This is a genomic window from Aestuariibacter sp. A3R04 (assembly GCF_018860805.1).
Classification (GTDB): domain Bacteria; phylum Pseudomonadota; class Gammaproteobacteria; order Enterobacterales; family Alteromonadaceae; genus Alteromonas.
Genome location: NZ_JAHKQR010000011.1, coordinates 1,376,338 through 1,397,032, shown reverse-complemented (window position 1 = coordinate 1,397,032; position 20,695 = coordinate 1,376,338). Strand labels below are relative to the sequence as shown.

Sequence of the window (20,695 nt, the reverse complement as noted above, 5' to 3'; positions counted from 1 at the left end):
TTTTTACAAAAGGCCTTCGTGGTAGGTAAAAAATACTGGGTTTCGCGAAAAGTTTGCACGACATTGTTGAGTTTTCATCACGGATTTTAAAAATTAATCTTTTAAAACAAAGGGTTATTTTTCTGGTATGAAGATGGCATTAGGTTATGTGCACTTTCAAAAAGGAGAGCTAGTTATGAAACGTACAATTCTATCTGTGTTAGTAGCTGGTACATTAGCAACTTCCGCTTATGCCGGGTCTATGGAGACCGACAACAAATGGGAAGAAGGCGCCAAAGACGCGTGGATTGACGGCAAAGCTGAAGCGACTTTGCTGTTCAATGGCAACCTCAATTCCTTTGACATTAATACCGATGTTCACCAAGGAAAAGTTTTGTTAACCGGTAAGGTTGAAAATTCGGTGGACAAAAAACTTGCTGAAGAGCTGATTGCCAATATAGATGGCGTAACTGACGTTGATAATCAGTTAACGGTTGTCGCTGAGCCGGATCTGTCGGCCATGGCTGACGATAATGAAATGTCTTCGGAAGATGAGGTGAGTGAGCTCACTGATGCTAAAATTGCCACAGTTATTAAAACTCGGCTATTAATGGACACAGACATTTCCGGTTTCGATATTGACGTAGACGTAGAAAACGGCAACGTGACATTGACCGGCACGGTTGAGTCTGACGCAGAACGAGATCTGGCCGTTGAAATTGCCAGAAACGCCAGTGACGTTTTGGATGTGGAAGACAACCTTACAGTGAGCGAAGCTGAAACTACAATGAAAAGTGAGTAGATATAAGCGATAAGAAAAGGCGCCGACGGCGCCTTTTTTGATGGCTGAGCTAAAAATAAGTGGTTCTAAGCGGATAGCTATTTAACTTTGCTGACCCATTTAATTTCGCAGGATACTGAGAGCTATTCAACACACGAGTCACTTATGAGTTAATCACAGCTTACTGTGACCTAATTCGATACCAGTGTTTAAGTACTAATTCTTTAGATTATCACCCTAAAGTTCAAAGGTGGGAGGGTGGAGAGTGTTATATACTACCGGAAAGTTTGGTAGCGATAGCGCAAGCTCGGCACCCAACTAATTACAGGGAAACACATGAAACTTTTTAAAACAAAACATCGTCCCCAGCCAGAAACTGCGTTCGAAAAAATGTTGCAGAATCAACCGGTTTACAATTGGTTTGACAGATACAAAAAACCATCTTCTATTTGCGCGCGTCAATCTGCCAAGGTGATAAAATTGAAAGTCAGCAATGGTTAAGTGTTGTTCTCTGGCAGCAAATTTTACTTGCTGCTATTTCCTTTTTTCCCACCGTTAAATCTTCTTTCATATATCGCCAGTATCTTCTAGAAAAACCCATTTAAAACAAAAGTTTAAGTGGGTTGTGAAGTTGTTTATCTGGTATGGGCAGTGCATGTCTTTCTGTGTGTATCATTCCGGAGACATCGCTATGAACCCATATTTTCGTTTGGCTGTTCTATTTTTACTGTGTGTGGCTGGTGCCATCTTGCTTTCCGCTGGACAGTATGTCAGAGGCAACGCTGATAGCAGGGGGCTGGAGAGTGAACACGATCCCGTCGAGGGGGTGATTTCGGCGTTCCAGACTGCTCACTTTGAACCGCAGAATCGGTATCACCAATTACGTAAACAAAGAATTGAACATTACCTGTCCCTAGCCCGTAAGTATGACGACAACGACTGGGACTACAGTCGGGATGATGCGCTGGCGCGTGCGCAAAGAATATTGACGCATCATCAATTTACAACAGGTGGGACCTATGCGCGTTTATAGAATTTGTTGTTTGTGTTTTATTGTTCTGTCTGGGTGTGCATCACAGCCAGACCACGCACCAGAAAATAAACAGGTTCAACGAGAAGCAATATCGAACAGAAATGATGAGGTAAATCAATTAAGCCAAGGGCGAACGGCCACTGTAAACACCAGTCAGGGAGCGCTATCGGTTGCGCCGACTGTAGTAGCGTTAGCGGATGGCACGTCAACCACAGGTGAACTTTATTATCACGATCCGTGGGAAGGCTTCAACCGGACAATGTTCCAATTTAATCACGTCACCTATCGCTATGCGTTGTTACCTCTTGCCGATGGTTACCAGTATGTGGTGCCTGCGCCGGTCAGAGATAAAATAGGCAATGTATTTGACAATCTTCGGGAACCACTCAACCTGGTTAACCATGCCATGACCGGAGAAATAGCAAGAGCGGGAACAAACCTGGGCCGGTTTGTCATCAATTCCACCCTTGGCATACTTGGTTTATTTGACCCCGCCCAACGCTGGTTTGATTTGCTACCGCAGAAACAAACTCTGGCAACAACGCTGCAGCATTACGACATTGGTGCAGGGCCGTATGTCGTGTTACCAATCCTCGGGCCTGCAGATCCTAGAGAAGCCTTTTCCATCGTCACTGAAGGATTGGTTCACCCAGTGAATTACATAGCCCAGCCGCCTGAAACTTACCAGTTGAGAATAGGTGAGGGGATCGACGACTTTTCCCAGCAGTCTGACACCTATCGCACCTTGTACGACAAGGCTGATGACCCATACATTTATTTCCGCAATCAGTATATTCAGGGGCAACGACGTGACCAACTTTTCGAACTCGGTGAGCAGTAACACGCGGGTAAGGCAGATTGCTGAACTAATCGTCAGGGGGCGCTGGGTTATAGTGACGCTTTTTGCCTTAGCCGCACTGGCGCTGGGCTTTTACATTTCACAGTTCAAAATCGATGCGTCAGCAGATACGCTGCTGGTTAAAAACAACCGGCTCTATGTTGAATCTCAGGTTGCCGACCAGACATTTTCGCCGGACGAGTTTATCCTCCTCGCTTACGAGCCCAAGCAACACGCCGTTTTCAGTAAGCAAACGTTTGATGACCTTAGGCAGTTGTCCGACGCGTTAAAACAAATGCCCCGCGTACGTGCAGTTACATCAATACTTACTGTACCTTTGATAGCGGACGTCAGTGCGTTGTCTGGTGATACGGACGTGAGCCGACTCACGTGGGAGCATCAGCGATACAGCCCTGAGCAAATGCGCTCTCTCATTGTCAATCATCCCATTTTCACTGATTTGCTTATAAATAGAGACAGTACGGCGACTGCGATTCAGATTGTATTTGAATCCTCGCCCGCATTGACGGCGCTGGAAAGACAGATAACGGCTATTCAGCGCAAAGTGTTGTCTGGGGAGTCACTAACAGAAAGTGATGAGAAAGCGATAGCGCGATTACAACGGCAAGCAGATCCGATACGAAAGCAGCTTACTTTGCAACGCAAAAAGGAAATTGCACATATTACTGCCATTAGCGAGACGGTCGGCAATCGCGCTAATACTTATCTCGGTGGAGCTTATGTTGTGGGCCAGCATCTTATTGACATTATAAAATCTGATCTTTTCCGCTTTGGTCTTGCCATTGCAGCAGTCATATTACTGCTTCTTTTACTGCTATATCGATCGGTGAAATGGATGATCTTTCCCGTCATGACCTGTGTCGTTAGTGTGGGGATGACGATGGGACTTTTTGGTTTTCTGGATATGCGAACCACAGTGATATCGGCAAACTTCATCGCATTGCAATTAATCCTTACTCTGGCAGTGATGATCCACCTTATTGGACAATATCGGGATGTGGCGAGAAGTGATCCACTTTTAACCCAAAATGAAAGAATTATCATTGCACTGGAAAAAAAGCTGGCTCCGTGTTTTTACGCCACCTTAACCACATCGGTGGGCTTTGGCGCGTTGATATTTTCAGGGCTACAGCCTGTGGTTTCCTTTGGATGGATGATGCTGTCGGCCATGACCATTACCATGCTGGTGAGCTTGTTGTTATTTCCTGCGGTACTTTCTTTTTTACCTGCCCAAAAGGAGACTCAAGACTACGTTTTTGTCACCGCTGGATTAACAAGACTACGCAAACTGACATTGAGCTCACCTATGGGCGTAGCAACGCTAGTGGTGGTAGTGTTTTTGGGGTTGGCTGTTGGTATTGGGAAGCTGAATGTTGAAAATTCCTTTATCAACTATTTTGCCAAGGATACCCGCGTTTATCAGGAGTTGGCATTTATCGACAAAGACTTTGGCGGTTCGACTTCGCTGGATATTATTGTAGACGCTGAGCCCACAACCTCTTCAGAATTGGTTCTAGGGGCCAGGCAAGTCGGGCAATTACAGCTCGTTCAGGCAGCCATAAAGGCGTTTGACGCCACTGGAAGTGTTACCTCAGTAGTGAATTTCACTGAGTTGGCCAAATCATTAAACAATGACAAGCCATTAACGGAGTACGAACTTACGACCCTTTACCATATACTGGATAAGCAAGTTGCTAACCAGTTGGTGGGTGCCTATTTTTCAGCTGACAGTGGAAAATATCGCATCGCTACCCGTGTTCAGGACACGACACAAGGTCTCGACCGACAACGTTTGATGGAACAAATTAATCACGACCTCAAGGCTGTTGGCTTGTCTGAGCAACAATACACGCTGACAAACTTGTTTGTGTTATATCAAGATATTCTCAGTCGGTTATTTGATTCCCAAATAAAAACCCTCGGCTTAGTGTACTTTGTTTTAGGTGGTGTGATGCTGCTGATCTTTCGGTCTGTAACAATCGCTGCTATTGCGTTAATCCCCAATATTCTCACTACATTGGGGATCCTCGGTGTTATTGGATGGCTGGGCATCTCGCTGGATATTATGACAATTACAATTGCTGCAATAGCAATGGGCATTGCTGTTGATGATACTATTCATTTTGTGGACAGTTACATAACCGGTATAAGGGACAGCAGCGATAAGATGACCATCGCACAATCTGGCAGTCGGGCTGCTTTCAGTCACTCTGGTCTGGCTATCTTATTTACCTCTGTGATCATTTCAGCGGGCTTTTCCCTGTTTGGTTTTTCCGATTTTATTCCCAGCGTTTATTTTGGATTACTGACTGCACTTGCTATGATGATGGCTTTGTTTAACGATCTGACGTTGCTACCTGCATTACTCAACCGGTTCGTTAAAAGCTAGGTCATTTCAGGTATACAACCCTATGCAAAACGAAAGTATTGCCGGTTTGGGTAACCCTCAGGGTCCTATCCATGTTTATATTCAACACCGTCCCAGTTTTTTATTACCGGGCGGAGACGGTGAGGTTGTGGGCATAAATGGTGATATCATTCAGCAGATAAATACGGCCTGCGGTAATGGCTGGCGAAAAGTCTTTAACGTTTACGCCAAATGGGTGTTTCAGTTAGACCAACAGTTGTCAGACCAACAAATCACTGTCAGCTCCCATTCCACGCTATCCTGGCAGCAGTATCGCGATAGCAATTTGTTGACTCATACAGGAGTAACCGCGTTGCTATTTACTCCTCCGGCGTCCCGGGCGGCTATAAATATCGTGATGGGAAAGACTTATGCGAAAAGTATGGGGCTTACTGATAAAGCTCAGTGGATACGCCGCGATTTCGGTATTATTGACTATCAGCAAATGATTATCACACCGTATTTTGACTATCGGCAGTTGACCAATGATAACATTACCTTTCTCACCAACTTGGTCTCAACGCGGTGGGACAAGTGGAATAATCTGTACAAATGAACCTTCGCAGCAGTCGGCAGGTGTAACAGACAAAAGAAAACCAGGGAAATCCTGGTTTTCTTGTCGGCTGTAAAAAGGAGGAGTTAGCAATCCTTGTCTTCTGCATTCACTCCATCTTTTACATCTTCACAGGCATCCTCTACGGCGTTACCTGCATCTGTCATTACTTCGTCTAGTTCTTCACCAGCGTTTTCGGCATCACCATCGCCACAGGCGGTGAGTGTAAATGCAAATCCCGCAACCAGCAGTGATTTAAGTAACAATTTATAATACTTCATGTTCCTCTCTCCTTTTTTCCAAAAAATTTATGCTCGTGGTGACTTACCGCGAAACGCATTCGCTAACAGCGAAATAACGAGTAGCGCGACAAACACGAAAAATAAGAACTGAGCAATGCCTGTTGCTGCACCGGCAATGCCTCCGAAGCCAAAAACTGCTGCGATAATGGCGATAATGAAAAATGTAACTGCCCAACCTAGCATAACGTTTTCCTCTTGCTCATTGTAAGTTCATAAATAATTATGCGTAATGTGTGCCATGATTTAACTGTATGATATTTATTGTTTTATTTTGTTTTTGAAGTGAGGGATGTTCCCAAGCTGGCACAGAGTTACAAGGTCTATGCATAAATTACACAGCTGCCACAATACAGTAATATTCGGCTCAATCAGGTAAATCCTGATACACTCACTCACTTATCAAGCAACGACTGGCGAACTATGTCAAAGAATCACTCTGCTTTTATTGGCTTAATGCAAAGGGCGCGAAACGTAAAGCGTTGGCCCCTGATGGCTCAATTTCAGGAAGAAATGCTGTCAACACATATCTATGAAGCCGCTGTGGTGGCCCATATGCTGGGTTCTATAGCAAAAGACGTATTTAATGAAAATGTGATGCCCGACCGTGTCGCAACCATGGCAATTTTTCACGAAGGCAGTGAAATTGCTGGCATGAGTGATATTCCCAGCCCGGTGAAATATCACGACCCGGACACCACGACAGCAATAAAAAAGCTGGAACGCCGCTTTGAAGCAATGCTCTTGCAAACGCTACCAGAGCCGCTTCAGGCACGCTACCAGCCGTTGATAGAGCAAGACAAAGAAGATATCCACGTGGCCTTGGCAAAGGCAGCGGATGTACTTTGCGCTTATTTAAAATGCGATTATGAATTGTCAAAATCCAACTCGGAATTTGCCAATGCCATGCATGAAATGGAAGTGCAATTAAAGACTTATCGCGAACGTTTTCAGTGCGTAAACTATTTTTGTCAGATGTTTCTGGAAGATGCAAAAGGCACATTGGATGAACAAACCCGGGATCTGGATTGGGTTGAACGGGCGAATACGCTAAATATCATGGACGAGCGATGATCGCGCGCGTTATATCGCTTTTGCCTGTTTAAGAGATAACATCTCTTCCTTGCACTGAATCATTCGGGCGCGAATTTTTCTCACTGTCTGGGCGCATTCCTGTGACTGCTCCGTATCCAATACGGCGTCAAGATTGTCTACGATCTGACTTTCAAGTTTTACCAGATGGGTAATAAACGATAAGTCATGTTGTTCAGATAGCTGGCTGGTAAAACTGGTATAACGCCGCTCAATATCTATCAACCAATCAGACTGTTTTTGATTTGCAGCAAGGTCTGGCTTTGCATGTGGCAATAGCTCAACTACAGCTTGTTGTTTTTCTTCCAGCATTCGAGTGTACATGGCTATGACATGTTCGCTACATGTAACGCGAATACCCTCTCGGTAAAATTCAGCACCACTGTTTAAAATTCGAATGATATCGGAAATAAACACAGATCTGTGAAAAGGTGAGGTTAGCATAGGACGATCTCCATATGGTAATTGTCAATACGCTATGAGGTTGCACAGGTTAAGCCAGTTTTTCTTTTCCTGTCTTAAGGGTTCATCTGTATGATATCAAAAGAAAAAATTACTTTTCTGTTCGAATTTATGCCTGCGTTGAAGAAGAATTGCTCAAGGTTTGGCTTTTCTTACATCACACTGTGTAAAAAAGAAAAGCCCGCGTAATGCGGGCAGTTGCTTGTTCCTGTTTTTCACTACTGGTTGCCAGGGGGATGTTGTAAAATTTCAGCAACAGAAAAGGAGGCGTCTTCTTCGTGCTGGCTCATGCGCACGACAACCGAATAATACACATCTCTCATCATGCTCGTTTCGACGGTCATACCTGTGGCGGAGGCAGGAAAAGGTTGTCCAACCTGACTACATCCTGACATGGTGCATTGTTGGTCAGTAAGTATGGGGGAAACTGCTTGTTTACTTGCTTCCGCTTTTACTGCACTTTTACCAAGAGTAGTCTTTCTATCCACATCTGTTTTAGTGATGGTCAGCCATGAATAGCCTTGCGCTTTGGCAATTTCTGCAGCCCGGTACAAAGTGTATTCTTGAACTGAGGCGGCGTCTGTGGCCTGGGTTGCTTTGAACATCACCCTGTACTGACCCTCAGCGAGTTGAACAGACGAAAACCCGTATTCGCTGGCAGACTTTGCAGCTTTATATGGGGTTGGTGCGGCATCAGGTAACGATGAACAAGCTGACAGAGTTAAGCAGCAAGTAAACAGTATACTATATGTGGAACGTGAATTTTTACTACGGAATACGCGCGTGATCATAACCATTCCTAGGTGATAAAAGAGGTAGCATAGATTCCATCAGAACCGGATAGTTGTTGATGTGGCAGGTCAACTGAGCATGTTCAGTAAAGCAGTTCTAAACAGTGTAAATACTGCTTTTTTACGCTTTGATGACGGGTTTTCACTCGTCGCTCCCTGATAGACACCTGCACCGAAAAAGGTCAACAGACCAGCTGGTTTTGCCATGAGTAATCTGGTGTTTAGTTTAACATCGTTAAGGGCATACTCGGCGTTTTTTTGCGCCGCTTTATAGTTCTCCTGCGCTGTATCCCGGGCGGCTAACTCATCTTTTAGAAAACAGTTCATGCTATTCCCCTTGTTGAGAACTCAGGCCCACAGCTGAAAGCAGAATGCGACAAGCAGGCATGAGCGAAATGCGGCGGTATGTCTTTTTCGCCATTGTGAATCCCAACACGGCGAAGAGAGCGTTTATGGAAAATACAATAAGTGAAATTAAAGCAAAATGCATGTCCAGCTTGTGCAGGCCAATAGCCATGAACAGGTTGATAACCAGCCAGCAAAAACAGCTAAACACAAACGCTGTCAGCGTGGCAAGAATAGTAACCAAGGCAGATTTTTTCGCCAGTCGGACTTCGGCACTGACGAGTTCGAGAAGCGACAGATACTCTTGCTGCTTCTCCATGGCCAGCCATCTTAGCGACGATAACGTTTCATCAACTGTGGTGTTTAGGTGGCGATAAGGTGAATCATCGCCAGCAGAAGGCCCGTCAGTCTTGTCACTGGCGGGCCGATCCGTTTTTTGCTGATGGGGGGCCGTTGCCATTATTTTTTGCGCAGTAATGACGTGACTAACATCCCTGCTGCAAACGCAATCCCCGCAGCAGCAACTGGATTTTCAACGGCGTATTTGCGCACACCAGATGCTTGCCATTTTGCATCCATTTGCGCCTTACGCGAGGCCATGTTCTCTGCTGAATCCGCAGCCGTATTTCGCAAATTCTCTTCTGCTTTAGCGGCAGTTTTCGCCAGTCTGTCAACTGAACTGTGAAGGGTATCCTGTGCAATGTCAGTATAGGGATGCGAAGATGCGCCAGTTTCAGCCGTGCTATTCGTCTTTTGTTGTGCTTTGGACACATTACTCGTTGCCGTAGCCATTGTTTTCTCCTTAGTCGGTGAATTCCCAATAACTGTTGCAATTGGGGTACCAAGAAGGTGATTATTTAAGTGCTTGAAAAGAAAGTGTATTTAATAATAATCATCATGCTGCAATATATATAATTCCCGCAGAATTACAGTTGCTTTGTAATTATTGCAGGGTTGGGCCGATATAGCGTGCTTAGCTGAAAATCAGGGTAAGGTCCTGTCGACTGACTGGTTTTAATAAGGTACCGGAAATTGACACCCGTTTAAGTTCGCTGGGGTCGGGCTCCCGGCCACTTACGATATACGTTTCCAGGCCCGTTTTGGTCATCTGCAACTTGGCGGCTAGTTCTATCCCGCTGGCATCGGGTAGCGTTAAATCCAGCAAGGCGACATCAAATTGAGTATTGCGCGCTGCGGCAAGTGCTGCTTGCCCTGAGTTTGCTACAGTTACCCGATGCCCCAAATGTGATACCAAGAGTTTCATTAATTCAGCGGCATCGCTGTCGTCTTCAACAATAAGCACTGATTTTGCTGCCGCTCCTTGGGGTTCAGGCGTGTGGAGATTAACTTGGTCCGGAGGAGAAGGAAGCACAGGTGTTGGCGTGCTAATGAGGTAGCGGTCGAGAACTTGCAGTAAATCGCCTTTATCAATGGGTTTCCCCAGTACGTCGTCAAAACCTTCATTTAGCAGAGATTCTTTCAAGCCTTTCCTACTTGCAGCAGTAATGGCCACTACTGCAACGTTGCAGCGGCGGGCGCGAATTGCTTTAAGCGCATCAATGCCGTTCATTACCGGCATGTGAATATCCATGAGTACGAGATGAAAAGGTGTGTTGTCTCTTTCCGCCTCCAGCACGGCATCCACAGCTTTTGCGCCATTTTCTGCATAGGATACACTCGCGTGACATCGGCTGACTAAATGGCCAGTGAGTCTGCGCAATTCGCGAAGATCATCAACAATCAGGACTCGCCCGGTAACGTGCAAATTTCGCGTTATATAGCTTGATGCAGTGGGAGCTGCCAGACTCAGGTAGTCTTGTGATTGAGAAGAAACATCTCCAGGGTCGATAGTAAACGAAAAAACACTGCCTTTGCCAAATTCAGACTCAACTTGAATTTCTCCCCCCATCTTACTCACCAGTTCGCGGCAGATGGCCAAACCCAGACCCGCTCCACCGTGATTGGCGCGCATGACATCTTCAATTTGCTCAAAGGGATGAAAAATATCATCCAGTTTGTCTGGCGGCATACCTATTCCGGTATCCTTCACCCTGAAGCGCAACAGGCTTTTATCATTTGCAGGAGGCAGGGTTTCTACGGAAACATCCACTGACCCGGCGTCGGTAAACTTGATAGCATTACTGATCAGGTTGATCAAAATTTGTCTGAGTCGGGTCGGGTCGACGCTAATCATCTCCGGAACAGGGGAGGTTGAACTAATGGTCATAGACAAGTCTTTGTCTTTTGCTGCGAGACTCATCAGAGAGTGAACGTCGGTCATAAAGGCAGTGAGGTTGACGTCTTTGTTCGTGAGTTCCAGTTTGTTAGCCATTATCCTTGACATATCAAGTAAATCGTTGAGCAAACTGAGCAAGTGTTTGCCGTTGGTGTGAATAATGGACAATTCCTGTTTCATGTGCGGGTTGTCCTCATCGAGGAGCAACTCGGTGTAACCAAGAATAGAAGTTAACGGCGTACGAAGTTCATGGCCAAGGTGGGCCAGGAATTTATCTTTTGCCTTATTTTGCTGTTCAACCTTGTGGCGTTCGATTCTCTCATTTTCCATTTCGCGGCGGACCATGGCATAGCGCATAGTTCGCATAAAGCGGGGCGTTTCAATTTCACTCTTAGTGAGATAATCGGCAGCGCCGGCGCGCATTACCATTTCGTCTACACGGGTGTCTGACTGGCCGGTAAGGATAACGACGGGAACACTGATGCCAGCTTTCTTAAAAGTTGCCAGTACGTCCAAAGCATTTTCGGCGCCTAAGATGTAGTCCAGCAGGCAAATGTCGAAGCTGGCCGTCTGCATGGCATCAATAGCGTTTTGTCCGTTTGTTACCCAAGTAACTGCAAACGACGGGGACTCACATTGAGACAAGTAGTCTGCAGTGAGGAAATAGTCGTCCTCGTCGTCTTCAACCAACAGTACTTTGATGACTTCACTCACTGCCAAACCTTCTATGCTTTAATCGTGGGGGAGTTCTACAAACTCTATCCAGTAACGCCCTAATGCGCGCATGAGATCGACAAGACCCTCAAAATTAACCGGTTTGGTTATGTATGACGCACAGCCTAAATCGTATCCTCTTAGCATATCCTCTTCTTCTTTGGACGTGGTTAAGATAACCACTGGGATGGCTCGCAGAGAAGGATCGGCTTTAATTTCCTGTAGTGCTTCCCGGCCGTCTTTTCTCGGCATGTTCAGATCGAGAAGGATCAGGCTCGGCCGCGGTGAATCCTTCGGATCGGCATATTTGCCTTCTCTTCGCAGGTAAGCAAGCAGTTCTACGCCGTCTTCAACACAATACAAATTGTTGAGTACCCGACTTTCTTTTAACGCGTCCAGTGTGAGCAGGCGATCATCTTCGTCATCGTCTGCCATCAAAATATTTATAGGGGTCGAATTTTTCAATGTCATTTAAGATGACTCCTTGTTCGTTGTGGCGAATGGTTCGCCATTGGTCGGTATGGTGATCACAAACCGGGTACCCTTTCCTGGCTCACTAAAAGCAGATATTTGGCCGTTGTGCCTTTCGACAATTCGTCTGCAAACTGCCAGGCCAATACCCGTGCCCTTGTATTCACTTCGTCCGTGTAAGCGCTGAAAAGGCGCGAATATTTTTTCTGCGAATGACTGGTCAAAGCCTATTCCGTTATCTTCGATGGTAAGCGTAATCCAGTCGTATAAATCACGGGTTAACAACCCACTGAGTTCTTCTTCATTCGGTGGTCGCACGGTAACATCTATTACAGGAGCGAGCTCTTCTTTTCTAAATTTGAGTGCATTGGATAGCAAATTCAACATCAGTTGTTCAATTTGTGATTTGTCGCCAAGAATAACCGGGCAGGGACTGATATTAATGGTGGCAGCGGATTCTTCAACGGCGATTTCAAGGTCGCTGGTGACGTTCTCAAAAATGTCGTTTAAGTCAACTTTTGTGAAATTTTTACCGCGGGTCGTGACCCGTGAAAAAGCAAGTAGGTCACTGATCAACATAGACATTCGTTCGGCGGCATTGAGCATGCGTTTAAGGAAATCTTTACCCCGATCATCCATGACAGACTCGTAGCCAGCTTCCAGGCGATTGCCAAAGGCGCGAATTTTTCTCAGTGGCTCCTGTAAGTCGTGGGATGCGACAAAAGCAAAATCTTCCAGCTCGCGATTACTTCGGGCAAGTTCGTCAGCAAACAAGCGCAATTCCTGTGTTCGCGAGGCAATTTTGTCTTCGAGTTCATCATTGTAGGCTTCCAGCTCAGATTGATGCCGGGCGTTTTCACGCATATTGAGCTTCAACAAGACTAAAATAGCACTAATTAACAGCCCGGTGGTGATGCCGGAAACAATTAGTGTGTTCACTGAATCACTGCGCAGACGCTTGAGATTGCGCAGGTGCTTTTCTTGTACGTCGCGCTCTGCACTGTCTATTTCGCGATAGCGATTTTCAAATTCATCATACAGGTTAAGGCCTACATCAGAATTGACGATTTTCATCGCTTCACCATGCTCCCCGTTTCTACTAAGCTCAACGGTATTGATTAGCCCGTTTAATTTGGATCGACTGAGTGACAGCAGGGCATTGATATTTCCCCACTGGTCAGGTTGTTCGGAGATGAGTGCCGCTTTTTCAACCTCTTCGAGTAAGGTGTTTACTTTCGAGAGGGTGGCAGTGTAGTCGCTAAGATAGGCTTCGTCCCGGGTAAGCAGATAGCCACGCTGTCCTGATTCAGCGCGCAGGACAGCCATGTGAAGCTGGTTTGTGGCGTTGATGACTTTATTAGTGGTAAACAATCTTGATTCGAGATCGGCAAGCTCATCGAGGGTACTGACAATGTAAAATGCGTTGCCTGTTATCACGATAAGCACTATCGCGACCAGGGTCATCCAACTATAGAATGACTGAAGGATTTTATTTAACACGAACCTTACTCTCTATCGATATCAGTCATGGCAGTCACCATGTCTGTAAGCAGGGCGCTGCAGTCTTTGGTACTTACAATGATCTTGTCCAGCGCCTCAGTGGCTTTTTCCACGGGTATATCACCGGCCAATGCCATTTTCACCAGCTCGGCCTGCATCGAGATCCTGTTGAGTGGCTTGCGGGCGTCATGTACCCATTTTGCCAACTCTGCTTGATGTTGTTCACTCATTCCACCGCTGTTATTACGCATCGTCTTTACTCAAATCGCCATAGGCATGTAAACGGTTGTAGAGGGTTTTGGTGCTAATTCCCAACATGTCAGCCGCTAGTGTTTTGTTGCCATTTACTTTTTCCAAGGTTGCATAAATCAGTTCTTTCTCGACGTCTTCAATGGTACGGCCGGCTTCGAGTGCCGGAGTAGTCGATTGCTTCTGCGCGAAGGGGGATTCGATGGTTTTCGGTAGTTCAATCGCGGGTTTGTCCGGATCGCTCATAATGGCAGCACGGTGTACAAAGTGGCGTAACTCTCTGACATTGCCCGGCCAGTCGTATGCGGTTAACGTATCGAGTTGGCTGCTTTCCCAGGTAAATCGGGTATCGTTGTCACGGTTAAATTCGTCAATAAAGTGGGTGGCCAACAGCGGAATGTCCTCCTTGCGGTTGCGCAAGGGCGGTATAGTGATAGGAAACACAGCCAATCTAAAGTAAATGTCTTCCCGGAGTACTTTGCTCTGCGCTATTTCTTCCATACGACGGTTAGTCGCGGACACTACACGGCAGTTCACGGGAATCGTTTTTGTTCCTCCGACGCGAATAACGACCTTATTTTCCAGTACCCGAAGCAAGTTGGGCTGCATATCAATGGGCATTTCGGTAATTTCGTCGAGAAAAAGGGTGCCGCCTTCAGCTTGTTCAAAAACCCCTTCTTTTTTCCCTACCGCGCCGGTGAATGCGCCTTTTTCGTGGCCAAAAAGTTCACTGCCAATAAGTTCTTTTGAGAAGGCACCACAGTTGGTTGCTATGTACGGCCCTTCACTTTCTGAAGCTTCATGTATGGCTGCTGCTACTACTTCCTTACCTGCGCCGCTTTCACCCAACAACATTACGTTAGCACTGGTGCGGCTCACCCGTTCAATCAGTTTGTAGAGTTCCCGCATGGGGGCTGATTCGCCAATGAGGTGCCCAAAATATTTTTTCACCCCTTTAGTTTTTTCTGCCGCGGGGGCTTTTTTGCCAGATAAGGTGGCTTCAATGTCTTCTCGTTGGATGGGCTTTACAAGGTAATCAATGTTGGGACCGCACAGGCCTTTTATGATACCCCGGACTGAGGGATGTCCGGTGATGAGTGTTACTTTGGGGCGTTTGGCCAGCGCGTCCAGCTCCTCAAAAAGATGCACACCACTGCCATCCGGCAACATGAAGTCGAGTAGAATGTGATCAAAAGATTCCTTAGTTAACCAATCCCTGGCTTCAGATAAATCTGCCGCGGTTAATACTTCATGACCAAGAAATTCAATAATTGTACAGGCGACTTCTGTAAATTCCGGGTCATCATCTACCAATAAAACCGTTAACACTATCAGTTCCTCATTATGGTGCTTTTGTTCCAATGTACGTAGTACAAGTCATCAGAGACTTAGGATCACCTTATTGTAATAACGCTTAAAATAAATGTGTGCACTAATGCCAACAGACCGGAACGGAATTTTAATTCGTTTGAAAATACGGGACGTGCAGTGAATTTGTATTGCCAGCCATTAATGCTGTGATCTTGTCCGCCGGTACAGGTCGGCCAAAAAGGTATCCCTGAGCAATATGGCAATCGAGTTTCTTGAGAAGTTCGGCTTGTTGTTCGGTTTCCACACCTTCTGCAACTACATCTATGGCCAGATTGCGACACAGGGAAACAATGCCTTCCACAATTTTGGTGTTGCGATTGTTTCGCTCCATGTGACGAATGAAAGACTGATCAATCTTAACGGTTTGGATATCCAGTTCACGCAAATATGCGAAGGAGCTCATGCCCGTGCCGAAGTCATCGATAGATGTTTTGATCCCCATTTCTTTAAAGGCAGTTAATACCTTTTTGGTAACGGCAATATCTACCATTGTGGCGCTTTCCGTCAGTTCAAATTCAAGCAGGGAAGGGGGGATTTTTGCGTTGTCCAAACACGTTTTAACGAAAGGTATAAATGCGTTATCCATAAGATTATAAGCCGATAGGTTTACCGAAACGGGTAAGGAAAACCCTTGCTCATACCAGATTTTTATTTGCGCGACCGCTTGCTCCACTGTGTATCGGGTAAAAGCGTGGACGATGCCACTTTGCTCCACTAAGTCAATAAATAGCGCTGGGAACAAAAGGCCTTCATCCGGGTGTTGCCAGCGAACAATCGCTTCCGCGCCGGCCAACCTGCCCGATGAAATGTCTTTTTTGGGTTGGTAAAAAAGCACAAATTCCCTATTGTGTAAGGCGGAACGCAATTGACTCCGCAGGGTTACTTTCATCGTGCTGTTGTATGCCAGTTGGTCGTTATATATCTGTACACCAAGGCGTAGCTTTTTTGCTCTGTGCATGGCAATTTCGGCGTTTCTCAATAACATGTCCATGTTGTGGCCGTGGTCGGGCAGACAAGCAACGCCAATACTGCAACTCACTTCCAGTGAAGTATTGCCCACATTTAACGGCTCTCTGCAATCGTACAACAAATTGAAAGCACGTGATTGAATATCTGTATGAGCTGTATCTGGCTGCCAAATAACAAATTCGTCGCTGCGGAAACGAAATACCCGGGCTGTCTCACCGGCTAACACCCTTAGGCGCTGAGCAAAAGCGAACAAGGTTCGGTCGGCCATTTCGTGCCCTAGGGCGTCATTGATGTCTCTAAATCGGTCTAGGTCTAGGAAGAAAAGCGCGCCGGTATTCGCAGCAGGAAACTTGAGATTAAACAGTGCATTTCGGTTGGCAAGTTTGGTGAGTGAGTCTTGTAACGCAAGTTTCTCCAGCATCTTGTTGGCCTGGGCAAAACGCCGCATTACAAATGACGAAATAAGCAGTGCAGCGCCTACAGCCAGCCAAAATGTAATGAAGGCAGCAAGGGAGAGTTTGTTGATGGCCGCCGCGGTTAATACAGTGTCGTTTTTTGCTTTCCATATGAGCGTTAGGGGCTCGGTTCTGTGGGGGGACGACGTGATTTGAATGAAATAGGTATTCCCGCCTAAGGTGACAAAATGATTGACCTCATCGCGCGACATGGCTTGCCAGAATGGCGAGGTGTCCAGGTTATCGCGATTGTACAAGGTTTCCCGCGCATAAAATGCCAGTGAGAGATCCGGGGCGTGGATGAACGGGAATTCCCCAGATGCCATGTCATTATTGGCTTGCTCATAACGGACAATATGTTGCCATTGCTGGGTGAAGCTGTCTTTTTCAAATTGGCGTTCTATGTCCATCACTATGGTGTGGCCAATTGCGCTTAACAGGCAAATAATGATAAAGGATAGGGTAATGGTACCAACCAAAAGCCGAACTTTGAGATTGCTTTTACTTTGGGATATGGAGATTTTATCTGCCATGGTATTCCACCGTACTCAGCCATACAAACTGCAGAGTCGGGACGGTTACCTTTTCTGGCGTTGCTGCAAATGTGACTTGGGTATCCAGACAAGTGTAAGTCAAAACCGGGCCCCTCCTTTATTGTTATTCTTCTCGGGACTAACCATGTTATACCCTGATACTTTTCTTCAGGCAAGAAATTGCTGTTCAGGTATTTAATTCAACACCCGATTTAGTCGTGGGTGAGTATTCCATCGGCTTTAGGCATTGTCATGGTTTGGTATCTGAGTTCACCAATAAATGTTCTTGCTGCGGGTCCGAGCCTGTCACCATCTTCAAAGCACAGGTACAGAATACTTTTTCGCAAGCTATTGTTGTTTAATCGAAGCGGCTTTAAAAGCCCCTGATTTAACTGAGGTTTGATAATGGCAAGGGGAAGCCACGCAAAGCCAAGGCCCTGACAGATCATATCTATTGAGGTACGCACATGGCTAACAGTCCACCGCTGTTCCGCGCCGAGCCAGCCCGCTTCTCCCTTTCGGTCAGTAGAGGAATCACGAATTACAATTTGGCGGTGGGATTTTAAGTCTTCAGTGCTGATTTCCCGTTCTAACTGGTGTAAGGGATGGTCGGGGTGCGCTACTGCCACGAACTCAATTTCACAGAGATCTTCACTAAAGCCGTGTTTTAAGGTGAACGGCGAAATGGCTATGTCTACTTGTGCAGATTTGAGCAGGGAATTCGCGCCCGTAAGTACGGTTTCCATTAACTCTATCCGTAACAGAGGAAACGCTTGTGAGACCTTGTTGAGCACATTATACAAAAGGGGTGGGGGAAAAATAATATCCACAGCGATGCGCAATTGTGTTTCGGTACCATGTTGCAAACTCGTTGCCACGGCTTCCAGTTTTTTTGCCTCTTCCAATAAGAAATTAGCTCGACGAAGCATTAGTTCACCGGCTTCTGTGAGTTTTACTTTTCTTCCATCGTTTTCGAAAAGCACGATGCCAAGCGCATTTTCAAGTTTCATCACGGCGTGATGCACGCTCGACTGGCTCTTGTGAACGATTTGTGCGGCCTGGTTAAATCCACCGGCTTCCACGACTGCTCTGAACATACGCCATTGTTCTAACGTTGCTTTTAACATAACGTGTTCTTGGGTGTGAGTCTGCAAGGTATTCCGATACTACCTGTATCTTCGGTAAGACGAAATGTAAAATGGATAAAAAATTGTTACTGCAGGACAAACCGTAAATTTTGTGACGAGATGCGGAAAAATCGGCTAGGCTGTTAAACAACAAGCTATTTTATTGATACATTATTCCACTGCGGAGCATTCATGGATTCGTCAACTGTGTAATATATTCTTACAAAACAGCATGGTAAAAATCCTTGATATATGAGAATGGTTATCATTTAATGTGGCGTTTAATGGACATTTAATTTTTACAATGACAAGCGAACTCAATATGAAGGCGATGCTGGAGCACGCTTCCGACGCGGAAAACTACCTTAAACAGTTAGCAAATAAAACACGACTAATGGTGTTGTGTTCCTTGTTGGATAACGAGTTATCTGTATCCGACTTACTCACCCTTATACCTGTGACCCAACCGGTGCTGTCCCAACACTTGGCATTATTGCGTGAGGCTAACTTGGTTGCAACGAGAAGAGCGGGCCAGGTTATTTATTACCGCCTGGCCGATTCCCGAGTGGAAAAAACCATTGCACTGTTACACAGCTTTTTCTGCAGGGATTCGTGATTCGCTGATCACGGTTCATTTGTTGTTGTCAAAAAGTGAACTCAAATAGTGGCTGTCATCGAGTTTGTTGTCGTCAATTTCGGGTAGAGCGAGAAGTTCGTTGTGCTGCAAATGCGTATGCACTTTGTGAGACGACCAGTCGATGTCACTAATCATATCTGGCGTTATCGCTACTTTTTTCCCCCCCGGCAACCAGTTTCGGGTATCGATAATAATGAGTTTAACTGACCAGTTTTTGGTATCAACAATAAAGTCGTACACGTGCCCAGTGTTATCTCCCCCAGCCGAAATATCGTAGCCGAGAATTTCGTCACAGGAGCGCAGGTGATTCACTGGTTGACTTTTACTGGCCTCAATGTCGTCCTTAATGTGTTGTTGGTCAACCAGTTCAGTGGGGTGAGAAAAATCGCCCCACGCACCAGGACCGACCCAGTAGTAGCCGTAACCAAAATACTTAAACAAGGTTTCTTCGTATTCTCTTGACACGGGCTTGTGTTCGTCGATGGATGGACTGTCTTTTAGCGCCTGCTTACTCATGTTGACCACCAAGGATGAATCATCGCGATTAATACTCTGTAGCGCGATTGGCGAGATAACAACTTTGCGGCCCAAGGGAAGCCAGCGGTGGGTATCGGCCACGAAGTAACGGGTGACAAAATCCTGGTCGTCAAACAGTATATCTTTACAACGACCTATATCACCATCCGTAGCATGGATGCCGAAATCTGTGAGGTGTTTCAGAGAAATCATTTGCAAGCCCTCTTTTCGCGTAACATGTGATACTCATTTCGTTAATCAGGGACTCTAAGATCACATTGTCCCTGACTTTTTCGATGAATTCCTGTTTTGAGGCGCTTAACTTCACTGTTCGCCCATGGGGCAAACGGACGACAGTGATTTGGAAACAGCTTATTTACGCCACGTCAAAACTTTCGTCTGTGTAATCTTCATCAAAATCTGATTGGTTGCTTGCTGTACTGTGTAATGTATAAAAATGCCGTTTCCCCCGCGCCAGATGTACGTATTTCTGCCACACTTTTTCCAAGCTATTGCTGGCGGGCACTTTACCGGCTACGAATTCGACGAAATGCTGCTCGTCACTGCTTTGAGGTGAGTCGGTACCCGATTCAAGGTTGAGTAATGTCTTCCCGTATTTGGTTAGTAAATCGGCTTCTGCAATACTGAAATCTCCGGCTTTTCTAAAACCATATGGAAATTTGACGCGGTCGATAAACGGTTTGTCAGATAAACGAATATTATAAGACTGCATGGCTGTATCTCGTTGTGTTCGGAACACATCGACTTTTATCGAAATATAGTTAACCAGTGAAACAAATTTTTTTTTCGGTGAGGATAAAAATATTTGCACAACAGAAAGAGCGCGGAAAACCATGCTGGATTTAATTTTAATTCATTGTTAAATAATGGAATTTTATAATCTTCTGAAAAAGCTATACGAGCCTTTTTTGGTTGAAATTTAATCACTTTCATTTTTTGTCGTGACAACAATATTTTTTTGTTTTCCATTTTTTGCAGCCGGTTGATAATAAAGGTGTTGTATTTTTTGCACTAATTACGAGAAGACAATGAGTAAAGACTATCGTTACCACCGTGAAGAATGGGATTCGGTAGAAGAGGGTGATAATCACGGCAGAAAAGGCCAAGATCGTCGTCATCAGGTAAAGTCCAAGCAAAAGCGCGACGTGCAGCGACGCGAAAAGCAGCGAAGACTTCACCAGGAAACTTACTGATTACATCAGATATAGTTTTGTTCAGCGCACTGTTTCACAGTGCGTTGTAAGTATTTTTTGTTTTACATCCATGCAAAGCTGTGAGAACGTATTCAAGTGACT

At 45.7% G+C, this 20,695-nt stretch carries 24 protein-coding genes; 8 read left to right on the top strand and 16 right to left on the bottom strand.

The window, feature by feature from the left end:
- Nucleotides 1-175 precede the first annotated feature (175 nt).
- The 5 genes from KO518_RS15645 to KO518_RS15625 all read left to right on the top strand — a co-directional run bounded on the left by KO518_RS15645 (nucleotide 176) and on the right by KO518_RS15625 (nucleotide 5,615).
- On the top strand, nucleotides 176-781 hold the full coding sequence (locus KO518_RS15645; RefSeq protein ID WP_216026720.1) for a BON domain-containing protein: 606 nt from the start codon (nucleotides 176-178) through the stop codon (nucleotides 779-781).
- Nucleotides 782-1,451: 670 nt separating this feature from the next.
- Nucleotides 1,452-1,793: a hypothetical protein gene (locus KO518_RS15640; protein ID WP_216026719.1), complete on the top strand. Its 342-nt coding sequence runs from the start codon at nucleotides 1,452-1,454 to the stop codon at nucleotides 1,791-1,793.
- Complete coding sequence (locus tag KO518_RS15635) at nucleotides 1,780-2,634, top strand: VacJ family lipoprotein (protein WP_216026718.1); 855 nt, start codon at nucleotides 1,780-1,782, stop codon at nucleotides 2,632-2,634. The genes KO518_RS15640 and KO518_RS15635 overlap by 14 nt, the downstream gene beginning before the upstream one ends.
- Nucleotides 2,603-5,041, top strand: a complete 2,439-nt coding sequence (locus tag KO518_RS15630; protein WP_371742340.1) for an RND family transporter — start codon at nucleotides 2,603-2,605, stop codon at nucleotides 5,039-5,041. Before KO518_RS15635 ends, KO518_RS15630 begins: the two co-directional genes overlap by 32 nt.
- Nucleotides 5,042-5,063: 22 nt before the next feature.
- Nucleotides 5,064-5,615 carry a hypothetical protein gene (locus KO518_RS15625; RefSeq protein ID WP_216026716.1) on the top strand — a complete coding sequence of 184 codons (552 nt, stop codon included), beginning with the start codon at nucleotides 5,064-5,066 and terminating at the stop codon, nucleotides 5,613-5,615.
- An 83-nt stretch (nucleotides 5,616-5,698) separates the two neighbouring features.
- Here KO518_RS15625 and KO518_RS15620 read toward each other — a convergent pair whose 3' ends face one another.
- Nucleotides 5,699-5,893 (bottom strand): hypothetical protein, encoded by a 195-nt coding sequence (locus KO518_RS15620; RefSeq protein WP_216026715.1) that lies wholly within the window; start codon nucleotides 5,891-5,893, stop codon nucleotides 5,699-5,701.
- 27 nt (nucleotides 5,894-5,920) lie between these two features.
- Nucleotides 5,921-6,097: a DUF1328 domain-containing protein gene (locus KO518_RS15615; protein ID WP_216026714.1), complete on the bottom strand. Its 177-nt coding sequence runs from the start codon at nucleotides 6,095-6,097 to the stop codon at nucleotides 5,921-5,923.
- 237 nt (nucleotides 6,098-6,334) lie between these two features.
- Between KO518_RS15615 and yfbR the strand changes: the two genes are divergently transcribed.
- Nucleotides 6,335-6,985: a 5'-deoxynucleotidase gene (gene yfbR / locus KO518_RS15610; protein WP_216026713.1), complete on the top strand. Its 651-nt coding sequence runs from the start codon at nucleotides 6,335-6,337 to the stop codon at nucleotides 6,983-6,985.
- A 9-nt stretch (nucleotides 6,986-6,994) separates the two neighbouring features.
- Here the strand turns inward: yfbR and KO518_RS15605 are convergent, their stop codons facing one another.
- The 12 genes from KO518_RS15605 to KO518_RS15550 form a co-directional block, all read right to left on the bottom strand.
- Nucleotides 6,995-7,447 carry a DUF2383 domain-containing protein gene (locus tag KO518_RS15605; protein WP_216026712.1) on the bottom strand — a complete coding sequence of 151 codons (453 nt, stop codon included), beginning with the start codon at nucleotides 7,445-7,447 and terminating at the stop codon, nucleotides 6,995-6,997.
- A gap of 236 nt (nucleotides 7,448-7,683) precedes the next feature.
- Nucleotides 7,684-8,256 carry a hypothetical protein gene (locus KO518_RS15600; protein WP_216026711.1) on the bottom strand — a complete coding sequence of 191 codons (573 nt, stop codon included), beginning with the start codon at nucleotides 8,254-8,256 and terminating at the stop codon, nucleotides 7,684-7,686.
- Nucleotides 8,257-8,325: 69 nt separating this feature from the next.
- The gene (locus tag KO518_RS15595) at nucleotides 8,326-8,583 is read right to left on the bottom strand and encodes a hypothetical protein (RefSeq protein WP_216026710.1); all 258 of its coding nucleotides are present in this window, start codon (nucleotides 8,581-8,583) and stop codon (nucleotides 8,326-8,328) included.
- Between the two features lies 1 nt (nucleotide 8,584).
- Nucleotides 8,585-9,061 (bottom strand): phage holin family protein, encoded by a 477-nt coding sequence (locus tag KO518_RS15590; protein ID WP_216026709.1) that lies wholly within the window; start codon nucleotides 9,059-9,061, stop codon nucleotides 8,585-8,587.
- Nucleotides 9,061-9,393 (bottom strand): DUF883 domain-containing protein, encoded by a 333-nt coding sequence (locus KO518_RS15585; RefSeq protein ID WP_216026708.1) that lies wholly within the window; start codon nucleotides 9,391-9,393, stop codon nucleotides 9,061-9,063. Before KO518_RS15585 ends, KO518_RS15590 begins: the two co-directional genes overlap by 1 nt.
- 181 nt (nucleotides 9,394-9,574) lie before the next feature.
- Nucleotides 9,575-11,551 (bottom strand): response regulator, encoded by a 1,977-nt coding sequence (locus KO518_RS15580; protein WP_216026707.1) that lies wholly within the window; start codon nucleotides 11,549-11,551, stop codon nucleotides 9,575-9,577.
- 18 nt (nucleotides 11,552-11,569) lie between these two features.
- A complete protein-coding gene (locus KO518_RS15575) occupies nucleotides 11,570-12,022 on the bottom strand; it encodes a response regulator (RefSeq protein WP_216026706.1) in 453 nt (150 codons plus the stop codon).
- A complete protein-coding gene (locus tag KO518_RS15570) occupies nucleotides 12,023-13,522 on the bottom strand; it encodes a sensor histidine kinase (RefSeq protein ID WP_216026705.1) in 1,500 nt (499 codons plus the stop codon).
- Nucleotides 13,523-13,527: 5 nt separating this feature from the next.
- Complete coding sequence (locus KO518_RS15565; RefSeq protein ID WP_216026933.1) at nucleotides 13,528-13,752, bottom strand: histidine kinase dimerization/phospho-acceptor domain-containing protein; 225 nt, start codon at nucleotides 13,750-13,752, stop codon at nucleotides 13,528-13,530.
- Nucleotides 13,753-13,765: 13 nt separating this feature from the next.
- Nucleotides 13,766-15,100 (bottom strand): sigma-54 dependent transcriptional regulator, encoded by a 1,335-nt coding sequence (locus tag KO518_RS15560; RefSeq protein WP_216026704.1) that lies wholly within the window; start codon nucleotides 15,098-15,100, stop codon nucleotides 13,766-13,768.
- A 130-nt stretch (nucleotides 15,101-15,230) separates the two neighbouring features.
- The gene (locus KO518_RS15555; RefSeq protein WP_216026703.1) at nucleotides 15,231-17,099 is read right to left on the bottom strand and encodes a bifunctional diguanylate cyclase/phosphodiesterase; all 1,869 of its coding nucleotides are present in this window, start codon (nucleotides 17,097-17,099) and stop codon (nucleotides 15,231-15,233) included.
- Nucleotides 17,100-17,311: 212 nt separating this feature from the next.
- On the bottom strand, nucleotides 17,312-18,226 hold the full coding sequence (locus tag KO518_RS15550) for a LysR family transcriptional regulator (protein WP_216026702.1): 915 nt from the start codon (nucleotides 18,224-18,226) through the stop codon (nucleotides 17,312-17,314).
- A gap of 304 nt (nucleotides 18,227-18,530) precedes the next feature.
- Here KO518_RS15550 and KO518_RS15545 point away from each other — a divergent pair, with 304 nt between their 5' ends.
- A complete protein-coding gene (locus tag KO518_RS15545) occupies nucleotides 18,531-18,842 on the top strand; it encodes a metalloregulator ArsR/SmtB family transcription factor (protein ID WP_216026701.1) in 312 nt (103 codons plus the stop codon).
- 15 nt (nucleotides 18,843-18,857) lie between these two features.
- On the opposite strand, the gene KO518_RS15540 is transcribed toward KO518_RS15545, so the two are convergent.
- Both KO518_RS15540 and maoP read right to left on the bottom strand, forming a co-directional pair.
- Entirely contained in the window at nucleotides 18,858-19,592 is a 735-nt protein-coding gene (locus KO518_RS15540; protein WP_216026700.1) for a PRC-barrel domain containing protein, read from the bottom strand.
- A gap of 163 nt (nucleotides 19,593-19,755) precedes the next feature.
- On the bottom strand, nucleotides 19,756-20,112 hold the full coding sequence (maoP, locus tag KO518_RS15535; protein WP_216026699.1) for a DUF413 domain-containing protein: 357 nt from the start codon (nucleotides 20,110-20,112) through the stop codon (nucleotides 19,756-19,758).
- A gap of 316 nt (nucleotides 20,113-20,428) precedes the next feature.
- Here maoP and KO518_RS15530 point away from each other — a divergent pair, with 316 nt between their 5' ends.
- Nucleotides 20,429-20,593 (top strand): hypothetical protein, encoded by a 165-nt coding sequence (locus tag KO518_RS15530; protein WP_216026698.1) that lies wholly within the window; start codon nucleotides 20,429-20,431, stop codon nucleotides 20,591-20,593.
- Nucleotides 20,594-20,695: the final 102 nt, after the last annotated feature.